This window comes from Cytobacillus sp. MT66, assembly GCF_058792595.1.
On record NZ_JBXAFB010000004.1, the window covers coordinates 358,929 to 374,640 of the forward strand.

Sequence of the window (15,712 nt, forward strand, 5' to 3'; positions counted from 1 at the left end):
TAAAGCGTTAAAGCGGCAAGGTGATCCGAATGTGGCGAATGCAAAAAAGCAGGGGAATGAATTCCCCTGCTTTTTGGTGCTAGTCTAGATTAGTCCCTGCTTCCAAGAATCCCGAAGATACGAAGGATGCTGATGAACAGGTTGATAAAGTCCAGGTATAGGTTTAGTGCCATAAGCGGAACCTCTTCTGCGGAAACTCCGTGGTGCTTCATCCGATTGAAATCGAATAAAATGTATCCGCTGAATACCAGTACACCAATGAATGAAAAGGCAAGCATGCCTGTGGAGCTTAACGGCCAGAAGATATTAAAAATAGATATCGCAATGAGAGCCAGCAATGCTGCCATTAGCATGCCGCCCAAAAAGCTTAAGTCACGCTTTGTTGTTGATGCATAAATTGCTAAGCCGGTAAATACAGTTGTGGTTGTCGCGAGTGCAAGCAGCACTGGATTTGGCCCGATGGCTGTTAAATAATGAGAAACAATTGGGTAGGTCGTTACACCGGATATAAATGTAAATGCGTATAAAAAGGTATAGGACATCGCTTTTTTCCTGCGAATAAAGAACGCAAAGATTAACATAACGAATTCTAAGATAATCAGCGGCAAAAACAACGCCGGCGGCACAAATACACCCGCCATTGTACCCGCGAAAGCAACAGCAAGCGATAGGGCAAATGCTCTTAATACTGACGGCATATAACTATTATTAGCTGTTTGTTGATAGTACATTTAATTCACCTCATCATATTTCTTACCTAAATATACGTTTGTCCATAAAAAGAGTTTCATAAAAAATTATCTTTCTTTTAATAAATCTCTGATTTCTGTTAACAAAGCCTCTTTTGTATCTACCTTTGGTGCTTCACGTTTCGGTTCCTCTTTCTTTTTAAACCATTTATTGACTAGACGGACAAACATAAAGATTGAGAAGGCCACAATTAGGAAGTCAACCACATTTTGTACAAACATCCCGTATTTGACTTCAGCTGACCCAACCGTAAAAGCTAATTCTTTTAAATCAATTCCCCCAACAAGAAGACCAACAAGAGGCATGATGATGTCTTCAACAAGAGAGGAAACAATTTTTCCGAACGCAGCCCCGATAATTACCCCGACAGCAAGATCTAGTACATTTCCTTTGAGTGCGAATTTTTTAAATTCATTCCACATATAGTAATAACACCTTTCTTTAAAAATATCCTGCTAATTATACTATGTAAATAGTGGAAAGGTCTATTCCTCTTAAACGTCCTATTGACAGAAAGTTGTTTATCCACTATTATGTTTTTCGGCAGGTACACGAGACTGTGTTTTAGTCTACCTGAAAAACTTCATAACTTCCCGTGTCCAGCGGGAGAGGTTCATAGCTTCACCCTCTATAAAAAACTATGGCTTTGATTAAAAATAATCAACCATATCCAAAGAGGATATGGTTTTTATATTTTTATGGAGCTTTTAGTGAACCTCTTTTATTGGCGCGGTCATATAAAGGAGGATTTTTTTATGTCTGGAAGAAAAGAAGAGGAGCTTAAGGATATTACCTTATTGGGCAATCAAGGGACGAAGTATTTGTTTGAGTACTCACCGGAGATTTTGGAGTCGTTTGACAATAAGCATCCGTACCGTGATTATTTTGTGAAATTCAACTGCCCGGAATTTACAAGTCTTTGTCCTATCACGGGACAGCCAGATTTTGCAACGATTTACATCAGCTATATCCCTGATAAAAAAATGGTTGAAAGCAAGTCTTTAAAGCTTTATTTATTTAGTTTTCGGAACCATGGTGATTTCCATGAGGATTGCATGAACATCATCATGAATGACCTCATCGAGCTAATGGATCCGCGATATATTGAGGTATGGGGGAAATTTACCCCAAGAGGAGGAATCTCCATCGACCCTTACTGCAATTACGGTAAGCCAGGCACAAAGTATGAAAAAATGGCAGAGAACCGCCTAATGAACCACGATCTCTACCCAGAAACCGTCGACAACCGATAAAAGGACAGAGGGACAGGCACCTTGTCCCGCGCGAACGTCATAGGCCCTTTGTCCCGAATTTGAGGGGAGGAATGAATGGGAATGCTATTATATTTAAATGCAGCTTTTACGGGACTGCTCATTTTATCTAATATCTTAGCTGTGAAGCTTTTTAGTTTAGGAGGCTGGGCGATGCTCCCGGCAGCCGTTATTGTTTATGTTTTTACGTACCCAATTACAGATATTATTGGTGAAGTATATGGAAAGGAAGCGGCTCGAAAAACCGTTCTTGCTGGATTTATCACGCAGATTTTTGCCGGAATTTTTATTTATGCGGCCATCCAGCTGCCGGCGGCACCATTTTTTGAGGCGCAGTCAGAATTTGAAACGATCTTAAGCGGAAGCTTTCGTGTCACTATTGCAAGCTTGCTGTCTTATTTCATAAGTCAGAACCTAGACGTATTTGTCTTCCATAAATTAAAGGAAAAGCATGGCAGTAAGAAATTATGGCTGCGAAATAACCTTTCAACGGTTACAAGTCAGCTGATTGACACAACTGTCTTTATCTTTGTAGCCTTCTACGGAACCATGCCAATCAGCGCGCTGTTCGGCCTGATTCTAACACAATACGCCTTTAAATTTACCGTCGCACTTCTCGACACACCGCTTGTATACTTATTTGTTAAACTTTGCAAAAAAGAAACAGCAGCAAAAACAATTAATACTGCAGCACTTTAAACTAGTGGGGGACAGTCCCCCGACGCGTTAGTGCTTTAAACTACTGGGGGCCTGACCCCCAGTGCGTTAGTGCGGTGAAGCAGGGAGGTTTCCTGCTTCTTTTTTATGTACTTAAGCTTAAGATATGAAATTGCATGTGAGTGCTTTATTTTTAGGTAACCTTCTTATGCTCCCCTATGCAAATTTTTGGTGTTCGGATAGAATACTAAGGGTAAGTTTTTTATTTAATTCAGCATAGGTCATGTGTGTTTAGCAGGAGGTTGAAATGGATAAGAAGACCAATCAGAAGGACCCGCGGTTTAAGATTGCTGAAAAAGAGGCATGGATCGGTGTTGGTCTCGTTCTGATCAATTTCATCTGGTGGTTTGGCTTTGCCTATGGCATGGGCTCCAAGCCGGCCGATGAGTACCAGTACATATTTGGCTTGCCTGCATGGTTTTTTTACAGCTGTGTAGCCGGCTTTGTTATCATGTGCATTCTAGTCATATTTGCAGTGAAATTTTTCTTCAGGGAAGTCCCCTTTGATGAAGAGATGAAAGGGGGAGCGCCAAAGAAATGAAGTGGGAAGTTGTCACACCATTAATTGTGTTTTTAATCCTTATTTTTATTGCAGGGCTTTGGGCCAGCAGGAATATGAATAAGTCCAATTCGTTTTTGCAGGAATATTTTCTTGGCGGAAGAGAGCTCGGCGGTTTCATTTTAGCGATGACCATGATGGCAACCTATGGGAGTGCAAGCAGCTTTATTGGCGGACCAGGGGCAGCCTATACCCAGGGTCTTGGCTGGGTGCTTCTGGCTATGTCCCAGGTGGTAACAGGATATTTTGTTCTCATGGTCCTTGGGAAAAAGTTTGCCATCATCGCCCGGCAATACCAGGCGGTAACCCTTATTGATTTTTTAAAAGAACGGTACCAGAGCAAGTGGGTTGTGCTGTTATCGGCAATCAGCATCATTGTTTTTCTTTTCTCATCCATGGCCGCCCAATGGGTGGGTGGGGCAAGGCTCATTGAGTCCTTGACAGGATTAAGCTATACTTCGGCCTTATTTGTATTTGTTGTATCAGTTATGTTTTATGTTATTATCGGCGGATTTCGCGCTGTAGCTGTCACTGATGCGATCCAGGGAGCGGTCATGTTTATTGGGACGCTTATTCTGCTTATCGCAGTCATTATCGCGGGCGGAGGAATTCCAAATATTATTCAGGACCTGGCTGCGGAAAATCCCAATCTGATCCGCCCTTACGGATTTGATGGAGGACTTACCCCGTTGTATGTTTCCTCTTTCTGGGTATTGGTGGGTGTCGGTGTTGTTGGCCTGCCGCAGGTGACGGTCAGGGCGATGTCTTATAAAAATTCAAAAGCCATGCATAGGGCGATTATTATCGGAACGATTGTTGTTGGCTTTATCATGCTTGGCATGCATCTAATTGGTGTGTTTGCCCGTCCCATATTGCCTGGCATTGAAATAGGAGACAAGGTAATGCCGATGATTGCTCTTGAGGTTCTGCCGCCGTGGCTAGCGGGAATTGTTTTGGCGGCACCGATGGCCGCCATCATGTCTACGGTAGACTCATTGCTGCTGCTTGTCAGCTCGGCTGTAGTTAAGGATGTTTATATTAACTATATAAAACCAGATGCCTCAGAGAGCGTCATTAAGAAAATGAGCTTTGGAGTAACTACGATTTTGGGAATTCTCGTATTTTTAATGGCCCTGAGTCCGCCAGACCTCATTATATGGCTGAACCTGTTCTCTTTTGGCGGACTGGAGGCTGCCTTTATCTGGCCAGTTGTTCTTGGCCTATATTGGGCAAAAGGCAATAAGTTTGGCGCGGTCGCTTCGATGCTTGTTGGGACAGGCTCTTATATCATTATATATACCTATTTTCCAGATCCGTTTGGCATGCACACGGTCGTTCTTCCAGTCAGTTTTTCACTCATTGTATTTGTCGCAGTGAGTTTGTTGACGGGAAAAAAAATGCTCCATTCCATATGAGCAGGAAAAGTCTTTCGCATTGTCTGTGAAAGACTTTTCTTTTTGATTGGACTTTCAAAGATAAAACCCAATTAATGAAAATTTTACCGCGAAAGTCCTTCATTTTTCGAATGAAGGCGCTTCCCAAAGGTTTTTCCAGCAGAGAAAGACTATCAATACCCCCTGCAGGCGGGAGGTATTACCTATTTCCTCGAAATCTTTCAAAAAATTGTTATATTACGAGATTTGTAAGATTGTCATCAATTTGTTACACTTCTAACATATATATTTATTATGATCCTAATACATAACAACCATGTAATGAACGTTTTCTAGGAGATGACAATGAAACTTTTAAAATATATTTTTTCAGCTGTGCTGCTGACTGGTTTGCTGGCAGCATGTGAGAATGAAGTGCATACACTGAGTAAATCGGAAAAGTCCATTGATGAACAAAGCAGCCAGCTGTTATTAAGTGAAGCAGCTGTCGCAAAAGAGGGTAAGATAGAAAAGGAAACAGATTGGTTAAAAGATAAATCGCTATTCCAATTCGAGGCAAAAGAGGGAACCTTTAAATTTAAAGTGTTTGTCTATGCAGAGGATGAACAAAATATTGCAAATTCTAAGGAATCCGGGAAAAAGCCAGCTTACAAAGGGCATTATGCTTTTTACCTTGCAGAAAATGATTCCGCAAACGCGTATAAACAAGGAGCTCTTGAAGACCTAGGACCGTTTACTTTCCAACTGCCGCTTAAGCAGGCCTATTCCTTAAATATGGGGGATCATACGATTCTTGCTATCCTGCAATCTGATGAGCACGGAAATTATAATCCCTATTTATTCACGATAAAAAATGGTGAAGTTGTTCAGCTTCATTCTGATAGTGCCTTTGGGCCAATTTCTGATAATGAAATGAAAGTTATTGATCAGGAATATATTCAGACTGCCTATGACATGGGGGAGGGGACTTGGAAATTTACAACGTGGAAGTTTGACGCCCAAACCTACACCTTAATGAAAGCAGACGAAACCGTGCTGGATGATAAAGAAATCAATGGAGTCAAATCTGGCGAGTATTGGTACAATCTCTGGAGCGAGAAAAAGGAGCATTATTTTCCTTTTAAAAATCTTCAGCTGAGCAAGGATGTTATAGAAAAAGCCAAACAGGGAATTCCATTAGGAAATCCGTACCCAATAGGCACAAATATTGAGAACATCAAAAAGGCTAATCCCGACTATATGGAAAAGGGTATATATAACAACAGCCCGTACATTATGTATCCAGATATTACTTTTTATTACGAAGAGGATACAGAAATTATTAAAGCTGTTTCTATTCCTGGTGAGCGGGTAAAAACAACTCTGGCTGAAATTGAAAAATTATTTGGTAAACCTGCCAAAATCATTTCTTTGCCTAATGATGCCGGTCAGCAGCTGATCTATATGGCAGATAAATATATTATTAAAATTGATGGAAATGCAGAAGGGAAGGTCACAGCTATCTGCCTTCAGAAAAATATATAGCCTTGTTAAGAGCCGAATAATTGGCTCTTATTTTTATATAAAACTTTCGCAACCAGCTTTTGAACAGTTCAGAGGGGGGGCATTCGAAAGGGAATTCCGAATCTTTCAGAAGGTGTGTATTACTTTTCGAAAGGAAGTTCCGAGTTATTCGGAAGGGAAGCAAAACCTTCAAAAGGAAGTTTCGAATCTTTCGGAAGGATAATAAGTTCAATCGAAAGAGATTAAGTCTTTTCGCAACCAGGTTTCGAGCAGCTCAGAAGGTGTAAAAGAAAAAAATCATGCGAGAATTCATCGCATGATTTTTTTGGGTCTATCATATTAAAATGCCCACTCGCCCTTGCGGAAGATAGGTTCTTCATTCCCATCAGCAGTAATGCCGTCGATATCCATTTGATTAGATCCAATCATGAAATCAACGTGTGTCAGGCTTTCGTTCAGTCCAGCTTCTTTTAATTCCTCGCTTGACATGGTCTTGCCTCCGTCTAGACAGAAGGATAGGCACTTCCGATAGCCAGGTGGTTTGATGCATTTTCATCAAACAAAGTATTATAGAAAAGCAGATTGGACTGGGAAATTGGCGAACTAAATGGCACAAGAGCGACCTCACCAAGATAATGGGAACCATCGTCTGTTTCCACTAAGTGTTTTAAAATTTCTTCTCCTTCTTCCGCCTTTACATCTATAATGCGTCCGTTCTCAAAAGTAAGTGAGAAGTTATTGATAATATTGCCCCCATAGCTTAGTGGTTTCGTACTGGAGACCGTACCGTTCACGCCCGTTTTTAAAGGAGCTGTAAACACTTCTTCTGTGGGCATATTGGCCATAAATTCATGGCTTTTTTCATTAATGCTGCCAGCACCGCACCATAAGTGCTTTTCAGGAAGTTCAATGGTTAAATCTGTTCCTGGTGCACGGTAGTGAAGCTTTTTATAGCGTTTTTCATTTAAATAATCAACTTTTTCATGAAGGGTATCATCATGCTTTTTCCATGCATCCACAGGGTCTGCTGCGTCAATGCGGATGGCTTTAAAAATGGCATCCCAAAGCAATGACACTCTTTCCTCGGCAGATGCATCCGGGAATACCTTGTCTGCCCAAGCAGGTGATGGCGCAGCGATTACTGTCCAGCTAACTTTATCGGACATCATCATTTTTCTGTAATTAGCTAATGCTTTGCCTGCCGCCTTTTGGAAAGTAGCAATTCTCTGCGGGTTCACTCCCTTAAAAAGGTCCGGGCTTGCAGAAACAATCGACATGAAAGCGGCTCCATTTTTCGCCAGGTCTTCAACTTCTTTAGCGCGCCATTGGGGATATTCATTAAATGCTTCGTCTGGAGCTAGATCATATTTCGTGCGTGAGACCACATCATCAGTCCAGTTGACAATAACGTTAAATGCACCAGCTTCATAGGCCTTTTTTACAATCAGGCGCACTAATTCGGCAGAATCAAGGGTTGTGTTGACAACAAGTGTCTGACCGTTTTGAATGTTGACGCCAACCTTAACAGCAAGATCAGCATACTTCTCTAAATTCTTTTGAAATTCGCTCATCATTATTCTCCTTTACCAAAATCTTCTTTTCTATTTTATCTTTTTTTGATTTAAAAAGGAAATTTTATACTGAGCCCTTTTTCATTGTCAGTTCATTTGCTTTTTCCGAAATCGATGACATGACCCAGTACAAAATGGCACTAAATACGGAAAGAACAGCAAGAATGATGAACGTCCAATCATATCCCACCCAGACGGTTAATGGAATGGAAATAGGAGCAAGCATTTTCCCAAACGTAAAACGCAAACTGGCTGCCGCAAAATATTGACCGCGCATATGCTCGGGGGCAATTTTTGAAACATAGCTTTGCTGAAGGCCCGCTGCCATTAATTCACCAAGTGTGAAAATCGCCATCGCAAAGATTAGTCCCCAAATCCACGCGGTATGCCCCAATATCAGAATCGCGGCTGCATAGGTTAGAGAGGAAAGAATAAAAACATTCGTTTCCTTAAACTTCATCATCCATTTAGTCACAACAACCGTGAATAAAGCAACAAGTAAGCCGTTTTCTGATAAAAGAATGCCAAAGGCCTGCTCTCCTCGAACCGTGAACGTCCAATCTCCAAGCCTTATCAGCGTTTGATTATGGACAAATTCGTTTGTATAGACAGGGATTAGCAGATCAAGCTGCATAAAAGTCTGCGCGGCTAGAACCCCTGCGATGATAAAGAGGAGAAACACCTTATCTTTAAAAATTATGCCATAATCCTTTACCTGACTGGCCAGGACAGAATACCATTTCACACGTTCCTTGGCGATATTAAGCTGGGCTGGCACGGTTTCTCTTGTCATTTTATTCAGGATTCCAGCCAGCACCATACAGATGAATCCAGCAAATATTAGAAGCTGGAATCGGTAATTGGCATAAAAAATCGCGCCAAGAATCGGCCCGATGACAACCGCAATATTGATAGAAGTGTAGAAGATCGCAAACACATGGCTTCGATCTTTTTCGTCGACGACATCGGCAACCATCGCCTGACTCGCCGGCCAATAAAACGAGCTAAAGACTCCGACAAGTGAAAAGGCAAAAAACGCCAGCCATGGCGAATCAAGCCAAGGTGAATTTGCGATAGCAAAGACTAAAAAGCAAATTCCCTGACCAAAAGCTGAAAGGACCATCATCCTTTTGCGGCCATAGCGGTCGGCGAAATATCCGCCCATTAAATTGGCAATAACGGAAAAAACCTGGGAAAAAACCAGCAGCAGCCCCGCTTTGTCCTTGCCAAACTCGCCGGCAAAATAAATCGCGAGGAAAGGGAAAAACATCCAGAACGTAATATTCATTGCTGCTTCCCCAAATAAGCGAACCTTTAAATTTGAATCCCAATCTCTAATTCTCATGATGATTACTCCATTTTTCAGACTAACAAGTATCATACTACAAAACATGGATGGTTTCTTCTACTTTCTTTTCGAAAAAATTCGACAAACACAATGATTAAGGCCGACAATAATCCGAAAAAGAAAAAAGAGCAGCCTGTAAGCTGCTCTCCAAATAGCTATTCCTTATCTTCTAGTGCTGCTTTCAGAAGATCTCCAAGACTTGTTCCAAAGTTCTCATCATTTTTGGTGTATTTTTGGACGAGTTTTCTCTCTTCACGTTTGTTAACAGCCTTTTTCTTATCAGCTGCTTTTTCGACAACATTACATCCCCGGCATTGGAAGTAGGTTCCGGCCTTGCCTTGATGGATTTCCATCTTTTTATGGCATTGCGGGCATCGGCGATTAGATAGTTTCGGATCCTTTCGCTTGCGGAAGCTGCAGTTCAGACCGGAACAGACTAATATTTTGCCTTCCTTTGTGTTTCTTTCTTTTAAGAACGAACCGCATTCCGGACATTTGGATCCAGTCAGGTTATGTGCACGGTAAGTTTGGTCGCTCTTTTTAATTTCAGAAACAAGATTTTCTGTCTGTTTGCGAATGTTTTGTAAAAACTTCTTCGGATCGGCTTGGCCGCGGGCAATTTGTTCCAGCTCTTGTTCCCACTTTGCTGTCAGTTCCGGTGATTTTAGACTATCATTGACAAGATCCATAAGCTGCTTGCCTTTTCGAGTAGGATACAGTCTTCCATTTTGCCGTTCAACTGCTTCCGTTCCAAGCAGTCTTTCGATAATATCCGCTCTTGTTGCTGGTGTCCCCAGTCCGTACTTTTCCATTTGAGTTAATACATCTGCCTCTGAATAGCGAAGCGGCGGCTCAGTAAATTTGTTCATTGCCTCTACGGATTGAACAGTGAATGTTTTTCCCTGATTAAGGTTTTTCAGGCCATGACTGGTTTTTTCTTCATCACTCTGACCGGAAACCGCCCGATAGCCTAAGTCAATTACCGCGGTTTCTTTTGCTGTAAAAATTTCGCCATTCACATCGAAAACAGCATGAATCGTTTCATATTTATAAGGCTGGTGAAAAATGGCCAGAAATCGGCGGGCAATCAAATCATATAGCTTTCGTTCATCTGTGGATAAGTCACCTAAATGAACGCGTTCTTCTGTTGGAATAATCGCATGGTGGTCTGTAACTTTTTCATTATTAAAGACCCTTTTCGCAATAACTTTTCCTTTATTAGCAAGAAGAGGGCGAACCTCGTCTTTATATGCGGATGCCATGCCGCTTAGACGGTCAAGCATGGTTGCCTCCATATCCCTTGTTAAGTAGCGGGAATCCGTTCTTGGATAGGTGACAAGTTTGTGCTGTTCGTAAAGCTTTTGCAAAACATTGGATGTTTTCTTTGCAGAAAAGCCAAAGCGCTTGTTTGCATCTCTCTGCAGCTCGGTTAAATCATACGGAAGCGGTTGCTGATCTGACTTTTCTTTCCGGTTTACCGATTGAAGAACTGCTTTTTGATTTTCGGCTTTTTTCAGGATTCTATCGGCTGTTTCTTTTGAAAAAATTCGTTTTTCATTATTTTTTTCCCAATCTGTCTGTAATGGACCTATTTGCGCTCGAATCGTCCAATATTCCTTTGGAACGAAGGTTTGAATTTGTTTTTCACGATCCATGATTAAAGACAAGGTCGGCGTTTGCACGCGGCCGGCTGAAAGGGGATCCTTGTATTTGGTTGTCAGAGCCCTAGTTACGTTGAGACCAATCAGCCAGTCAGCTTCTGCACGGCAAACGGCAGATTGATAGAGGTTATCAAATTGATTTCCGGGCTTCAGCTGTTTAAAGCCATCGCGGATTGCCCGGTCGGTGACAGATGAAATCCATAAGCGCAAAATTTTCTTGCGTGAATGCATTTTTTCGAGAATCCAGCGGGCCACTAGCTCACCTTCACGTCCGGCATCGGTCGCGATAATAATATCTTTAATATCCTTTCGCTTGACAAGACCCTCAATGGCTTTGTATTGGTGGCTTGTTTGCTTCATGACCTTTAGTCCCATTTCCTTTGGGATAATCGGCAAATCCTCCAAATTCCAAGTCTTATAGCGATTGTCGTAATGCTCAGGCATCTTCAGCTCAACCAAATGGCCGAGCGCCCATGTCACAACATACTGATTTCCTTCAATATAACTTTTATGTGATTGCGTACAGCCAAGCACACGGGCAATTTCCCGCGCTACGCTTGGCTTTTCAGCTAAAACTAATGATTTCATATAAAACTCCCTTAGATAGATTTCTTATTGTAAGTATAACATAGGGAGGCATACGTTCTCTTGTTTCCAGTACTGCATTAGCGGTCTGATTTGCTAAAATATGTAAAAAATAACGAACAATAGACAGATGCCCAGCATAAGATAACAATAAGATTTGCGATGGGACTGATGATAATGATGCCATTAATAATAGATCGATTGGACAATAAGGCTGTGTTTCAAACTTATGTTTGAAACACAGCCTATTTTCTTTGTCCTGCTAATGAAGTAAGGAGTAAGGAGGCGATAAGCGTTGGTCATTCTAACAGGGCATACATTAACCTTAGACGAAATGCAAAGGGTTATTTTTCAAAAGGAGAAGGTGAGTGTTTCAGAAAAAAGCATGGCTAAAGTGAAGGAAAGTCATGAAACGGTGAAAGAAATCGTTGCCGAAGAAAAAGTGGTCTACGGCATTAATACTGGCTTTGGAAAATTTAGTGATGTGCTTATCAATCAAAAAGATGTCAAGGAGCTGCAGTTAAATTTGATTCGCTCGCACGCCTGCGGGGTTGGCGAGTACTTTTCAGAATCAGTTTCCCGTGCCATGCTTCTATTACGGGCTAATGCTTTATTAAAGGGATTTTCCGGGGTAAGGCCCTTGATAATAGAGCGTTTAGTCGAATTGGTTAATCGGGTCATCCACCCGGCCATTCCCGAGCAGGGATCGCTTGGTGCAAGCGGGGATTTGGCGCCGCTGTCTCATTTAGCATTGGTGCTAATTGGCGAGGGAGAAGTGTTTTTTCAAGGAAACATAAGGCCAGCAAAGGAAGTTCTTGTCGAAGTTGGCTTAAGTCCGCTGGTGCTGGAGGCAAAGGAAGGGCTGGCACTTATTAACGGGACACAGGCGATGACTGCGATGGGGACAGTCGCGTACCTCGAGGCGGAAAAAGCTGCTTGGCAAAGTGAAGTGATTGCTGCGATAACGATGGAGGGCTTAAATGGAATTATTGATGCTTTTGATGAAAGGATTCATTTGGCCCGCGGGTATAGACAGCAGGCAGACACAGCACGAAGGATTAGAGGATATTTAGCTGGGAGCAGGCTAGTCACAAGGCAAGGTGAGGTGCACGTTCAGGACGCCTATTCTCTTCGCTGCATCCCTCAAGTTCACGGGGCTTCATGGCAGGCACTCGATTATGTGAAGGAAAAGCTTGAGATTGAAATGAATGCGGCTACGGATAATCCGCTTATCTTTGGTGAAGATGTCATCTCTGGAGGGAATTTTCACGGACAGCCGATTGCACTTGCCATGGATTTTATGAAAATAGCTGCAGCTGAACTGGCGAATATTTCTGAACGGAGAATTGAACGGCTTGTCAATCCGCAGCTGAATGATTTGCCGCCTTTTTTAAGCCCGGAGCCTGGATTGCAATCTGGGGCAATGATTCTTCAATATAGTGCGGCATCACTGGTATCAGAAAATAAAACCCTAGCTCATCCGGCAAGCGTGGATTCCATCCCTTCTTCGGCAAATCAAGAGGACCATGTCAGCATGGGTACCATAGCGGCAAGGCATGCCTATCAAATCATCCAAAATCTTATTCATGTTCTGGCAATTGAACTGATCTGTGCTTTGCAGGCTGTGGAGTATAAGGGAGTTGAGAAAATGGCAATGAAGACAAGGAAATTTTATAGGGAAGCTAGGAAGATTGTTCCGTCTATCAAAAAAGACCGCATCTATTCAAAGGATATAGCCGCCAGTGCTGCTTGGTTAAAACAACTTGAAATCGATGAAATAATAAAAAATTGACACTAGGTGTGCTTTAGTACGTTAAACCATTAGGGGCCTGTCCCCCCATGGTGTCCACCAATGGTTTAAAGCGTTAATACGCCGGGGGACAGGCCCCCGGCGCTTTACAGCGATAAAATATTATTTATCTCTAAATTCGGTTCCGTTATGACCTTCAATCCGATTTTTGAAGGCCTCCTGGACAACAAGAAATTCTTCGTCCTCTTGGGCTTCTGTTGTTTTGTTAGTAATGAATGAGTTTTCGGGGAATTCCCCAGGATGGTTCTTATTTTTATTATTAAAACTTCTGCCACGGCCCATAATTCTACACCCCTTTCTTATTTCTTCCTGTAGCTTCCCCCGAAATAAAATTGATATGTAAGCATGCTATAATAGAGGAATGAAGGATAAAGGGGGCAAACAATGGACCTTTTTTGGATAATTGCTGAAGAGCGCATTAAAAAGGCTTATAAGGATAAAGAATTTCAGAATTTGCCTGGTTATGGAAAACCTCTTCCTGCAGATGATTTAGCATCTGTCCCAGAGGATCTGCGCATGGCCTTTCGAATCATGAAAAACGCAGGTTACACGGACGAAGACAGCAAGCTAAAGCACGAAATGATGACCATTGAGGACTTAATCCGAAAAGCCGAAAACCCTGATGATAAAGAAGAGCTTCGCAGAAAACTAAATGAAAAAATGCTGCGTTATAATAGTGTCATGGCGAAAAGAGGGCAAAAAACTAACTCTGCCGTTTTTAAAAATTACGAGGAAAAAATTAATAAGAAGCTGTTTTAAATAAAGTTGGAGCCTTTCTGGGAACGGAAGGCTCTCAGATTGATGACAAAAGGCATTGGGAATTCTCTTATTCCCAAATGCCTTTTTAATTTTTGTCTATTTTCTTTCAGAATTCCTATATTTAGATTGACTTGAACTTTCTGAAGCAAATGGTTCTTGATATAGGAATCTTTCCATTCCCGCAGCAATTACTTCATCAACTGCACGGCGGATATCATCTTCACTGTAGCCCCTCAAAGTAAGTCCTCCTTATAGATTAATAAATCATTGCAATTAAATATAGACGAATTGTCTATTTAACTAAATCACTTTTTTTCTTTGTAATAGGATATGGCTCATCAATGGGGAGGGACTTACACAAATGCGTATTTTTATAAAAAATGGACGAATAGGGATTGTCACTCCTCAAAGATTTTTCATACGATTTAATAATGGTTTAGTTAGGAGTGATCTGTTTTGAAAATGGCCGAAATACCTATTTATAATCTATTTATTAATCCTAATAGTCTTATCAAGTTAAAGAAAAATATTTGGTCTAACGAATCTGTTACTGGGAAATTAAACATTCAAAATAAAAGGTACGACATTGATGTGATGTACAGAGGTTATTATGTTCGGGAGTTCAATAAGAAATCGTATCATATTCATTTCTATAAACCGAAGACTTGGAATGGGGCAAAAGAGTTGCACTTAAATGCAGAATATAAAGATCATTCTTTAATAAGAAATAAACTTTCTTTTGATTTCTTCTCTGATATTGGTGTAATGGCACCTTCCGCAGAACATATATTTCTTGTTTTAAATGGAAAACAAGAAGGTGTTTATCTGCAATTAGAGTCAGTAGACGAATATTTTTTCAAGAAAAGAGACATTCCTGTTCAATCGATTTTTTATGCAGTTGATGGAGACGCGAATTTTTCATTAATGAGTGAATATGATGATGCTCCCAAGAAATCATTAGAAATGGGATATGAAATAAAGTATGGATTGGATGAAGAATGCTTGTTCTTGCAAGAATTTATTTTTAAAGTAAATACACTCTTAAGGGAAGAATTTGAACAAGAGATAGGAAATTACATTAATGTTGATACGTATTTGCGTTGGCTAGCAGGTGTTGTTTGTACCCAGAATTTTGATGGTTTTGTTCAAAACTATGCCTTATGCAGAAATGGAGACGCAGGTTTATTCGAGATTCTACCATGGGATTATGATGCAACTTGGGGAAGAGATGTCCATGGTGAAATTATGGATTATGACTATGTTAGGCTAGATGGATTCAATACATTATCAGCAAGAATGCTCGATGTCCCTTCGTTTAGAAACTTATATTATAAATACCTCCTTCAAATCCTCAATAATCAATTTACAGTCGAATTTATGGAACCAAAGATACTGGAATTGCATCAACTTCTCCGTCCATATGTTTTAAAAGATCCATATAAAAAAGATTTTATTGAACAATTCGATACAGAACCAGCCTTCATTTGTCAATTCATTAAAGATAGAAATAACTATATGAAAAATGAATTAAAAAAGCTGGGTTTCAATTAGTAGAAGAAAATGATTGTTGTGACGGCTCTTTGTGCAATACACTCTTTAACTCTGGAATCATAGGAGTTTTGATCGTATTTGAAAAATGGGTGGTTTGTTTTAGTTGTTTGTCCACTCCAAATTAAAGCTTGAACATATTCTATATCAGCGAAACAGAAAGGGGGGAAGATGATGGACAACATGAACATGAACCAGCCAACTGGCAGAAGAAGAGTACAAATTAATGCCGATGA

The 15,712-nt window shown here is 41.0% G+C and carries 14 protein-coding genes, 1 pseudogene and 1 riboswitch; of the genes and pseudogenes, 8 read left to right on the top strand and 7 right to left on the bottom strand.

The genetic code is table 11. The features are described from left to right. Positions 1-89: 89 nt before the first annotated feature. Both AC1Q59_RS10130 and mscL read right to left on the bottom strand, forming a co-directional pair. Positions 90-731, bottom strand: coding sequence for a Bax inhibitor-1/YccA family protein (locus AC1Q59_RS10130; protein WP_492365692.1), 642 nt, complete (start codon positions 729-731; stop codon positions 90-92). Positions 732-797: 66 nt separating this feature from the next. After that, positions 798-1,172, bottom strand: coding sequence for a large conductance mechanosensitive channel protein MscL (gene mscL, locus AC1Q59_RS10135; protein WP_492365693.1), 375 nt, complete (start codon positions 1,170-1,172; stop codon positions 798-800). A 180-nt stretch (positions 1,173-1,352) separates the two neighbouring features. Beyond that, positions 1,353-1,398, top strand: a riboswitch (PreQ1 riboswitch). 107 nt (positions 1,399-1,505) lie between these two features. Between mscL and queF the strand changes: the two genes are divergently transcribed. The 5 genes from queF (at position 1,506) to AC1Q59_RS10160 (ending at position 6,215) form a co-directional block, all read left to right on the top strand. After that, on the top strand, positions 1,506-2,003 hold the full coding sequence (gene queF / locus AC1Q59_RS10140) for a preQ(1) synthase (RefSeq protein WP_492365694.1): 498 nt from the start codon (positions 1,506-1,508) through the stop codon (positions 2,001-2,003). An 81-nt stretch (positions 2,004-2,084) separates the two neighbouring features. Continuing rightward, positions 2,085-2,720, top strand: a complete 636-nt coding sequence (locus tag AC1Q59_RS10145) for a queuosine precursor transporter (protein WP_492365745.1) — start codon at positions 2,085-2,087, stop codon at positions 2,718-2,720. A gap of 265 nt (positions 2,721-2,985) precedes the next feature. Continuing rightward, positions 2,986-3,279 carry a YhdT family protein gene (locus AC1Q59_RS10150; RefSeq protein WP_492365695.1) on the top strand — a complete coding sequence of 98 codons (294 nt, stop codon included), beginning with the start codon at positions 2,986-2,988 and terminating at the stop codon, positions 3,277-3,279. Beyond that, positions 3,276-4,712, top strand: a complete 1,437-nt coding sequence (panF, locus tag AC1Q59_RS10155) for a sodium/pantothenate symporter (RefSeq protein WP_492365696.1) — start codon at positions 3,276-3,278, stop codon at positions 4,710-4,712. The genes AC1Q59_RS10150 and panF overlap by 4 nt, the downstream gene beginning before the upstream one ends. A gap of 324 nt (positions 4,713-5,036) precedes the next feature. Continuing rightward, a complete protein-coding gene (locus AC1Q59_RS10160; RefSeq protein ID WP_492365697.1) occupies positions 5,037-6,215 on the top strand; it encodes a DUF4309 domain-containing protein in 1,179 nt (392 codons plus the stop codon). Positions 6,216-6,533: 318 nt separating this feature from the next. Here the strand turns inward: AC1Q59_RS10160 and AC1Q59_RS10165 are convergent. From AC1Q59_RS10165 to AC1Q59_RS10175, 3 genes and pseudogenes are all read right to left on the bottom strand, one after another. Next, positions 6,534-7,765: pseudogene (locus AC1Q59_RS10165) on the bottom strand (aminopeptidase). Positions 7,766-7,829: 64 nt separating this feature from the next. Further along, entirely contained in the window at positions 7,830-9,110 is a 1,281-nt protein-coding gene (locus AC1Q59_RS10170; protein ID WP_492365698.1) for an MDR family MFS transporter, read from the bottom strand. A gap of 158 nt (positions 9,111-9,268) precedes the next feature. Continuing rightward, complete coding sequence (locus tag AC1Q59_RS10175) at positions 9,269-11,362, bottom strand: DNA topoisomerase III (protein ID WP_492365699.1); 2,094 nt, start codon at positions 11,360-11,362, stop codon at positions 9,269-9,271. A gap of 292 nt (positions 11,363-11,654) precedes the next feature. Here AC1Q59_RS10175 and hutH point away from each other — a divergent pair, with 292 nt between their 5' ends. Further along, positions 11,655-13,151, top strand: coding sequence for a histidine ammonia-lyase (gene hutH, locus AC1Q59_RS10180; protein ID WP_492365700.1), 1,497 nt, complete (start codon positions 11,655-11,657; stop codon positions 13,149-13,151). A gap of 120 nt (positions 13,152-13,271) precedes the next feature. Here the strand turns inward: hutH and AC1Q59_RS10185 are convergent, their stop codons facing one another. Beyond that, on the bottom strand, positions 13,272-13,451 hold the full coding sequence (locus AC1Q59_RS10185) for a hypothetical protein (protein ID WP_492365701.1): 180 nt from the start codon (positions 13,449-13,451) through the stop codon (positions 13,272-13,274). Between the two features lie 102 nt (positions 13,452-13,553). On the opposite strand from AC1Q59_RS10185, the gene AC1Q59_RS10190 reads away from it, so the two are divergent. Next, positions 13,554-13,928: a DnaJ family domain-containing protein gene (locus tag AC1Q59_RS10190; RefSeq protein WP_492365702.1), complete on the top strand. Its 375-nt coding sequence runs from the start codon at positions 13,554-13,556 to the stop codon at positions 13,926-13,928. 96 nt (positions 13,929-14,024) lie between these two features. Here the strand turns inward: AC1Q59_RS10190 and AC1Q59_RS10195 are convergent, their stop codons facing one another. Beyond that, on the bottom strand, positions 14,025-14,165 hold the full coding sequence (locus AC1Q59_RS10195) for a CotG/ExsB N-terminal domain-containing protein (RefSeq protein ID WP_492365703.1): 141 nt from the start codon (positions 14,163-14,165) through the stop codon (positions 14,025-14,027). A gap of 225 nt (positions 14,166-14,390) precedes the next feature. Between AC1Q59_RS10195 and AC1Q59_RS10200 the strand changes: the two genes are divergently transcribed. Continuing rightward, positions 14,391-15,479, top strand: coding sequence for a CotH kinase family protein (locus AC1Q59_RS10200; protein WP_492365746.1), 1,089 nt, complete (start codon positions 14,391-14,393; stop codon positions 15,477-15,479). Positions 15,480-15,712 lie beyond the last annotated feature (233 nt).

Excerpts from the sequence above, each read along its gene's own strand:
- AC1Q59_RS10130 (WP_492365692.1), bottom strand. The coding sequence starts at position 731 with ATGTACTATCAACAAACAGCTAATAATAGTTATATGCCGTCAGTATTA.
- mscL (WP_492365693.1), bottom strand. The coding sequence starts at position 1,172 with ATGTGGAATGAATTTAAAAAATTCGCACTCAAAGGAAATGTACTAGAT.
- queF (WP_492365694.1), top strand. The coding sequence starts at position 1,506 with ATGTCTGGAAGAAAAGAAGAGGAGCTTAAGGATATTACCTTATTGGGC.
- AC1Q59_RS10145 (WP_492365745.1), top strand. The coding sequence starts at position 2,085 with ATGCTATTATATTTAAATGCAGCTTTTACGGGACTGCTCATTTTATCT.
- AC1Q59_RS10150 (WP_492365695.1), top strand. The coding sequence starts at position 2,986 with ATGGATAAGAAGACCAATCAGAAGGACCCGCGGTTTAAGATTGCTGAA.
- panF (WP_492365696.1), top strand. The coding sequence starts at position 3,276 with ATGAAGTGGGAAGTTGTCACACCATTAATTGTGTTTTTAATCCTTATT.
- AC1Q59_RS10160 (WP_492365697.1), top strand. The coding sequence starts at position 5,037 with ATGAAACTTTTAAAATATATTTTTTCAGCTGTGCTGCTGACTGGTTTG.
- AC1Q59_RS10170 (WP_492365698.1), bottom strand. The coding sequence starts at position 9,110 with ATGAGAATTAGAGATTGGGATTCAAATTTAAAGGTTCGCTTATTTGGG.
- AC1Q59_RS10175 (WP_492365699.1), bottom strand. The coding sequence starts at position 11,362 with ATGAAATCATTAGTTTTAGCTGAAAAGCCAAGCGTAGCGCGGGAAATT.
- AC1Q59_RS10185 (WP_492365701.1), bottom strand. The coding sequence starts at position 13,451 with ATGGGCCGTGGCAGAAGTTTTAATAATAAAAATAAGAACCATCCTGGG.
- AC1Q59_RS10190 (WP_492365702.1), top strand. The coding sequence starts at position 13,554 with ATGGACCTTTTTTGGATAATTGCTGAAGAGCGCATTAAAAAGGCTTAT.
- AC1Q59_RS10200 (WP_492365746.1), top strand. The coding sequence starts at position 14,391 with ATGGCCGAAATACCTATTTATAATCTATTTATTAATCCTAATAGTCTT.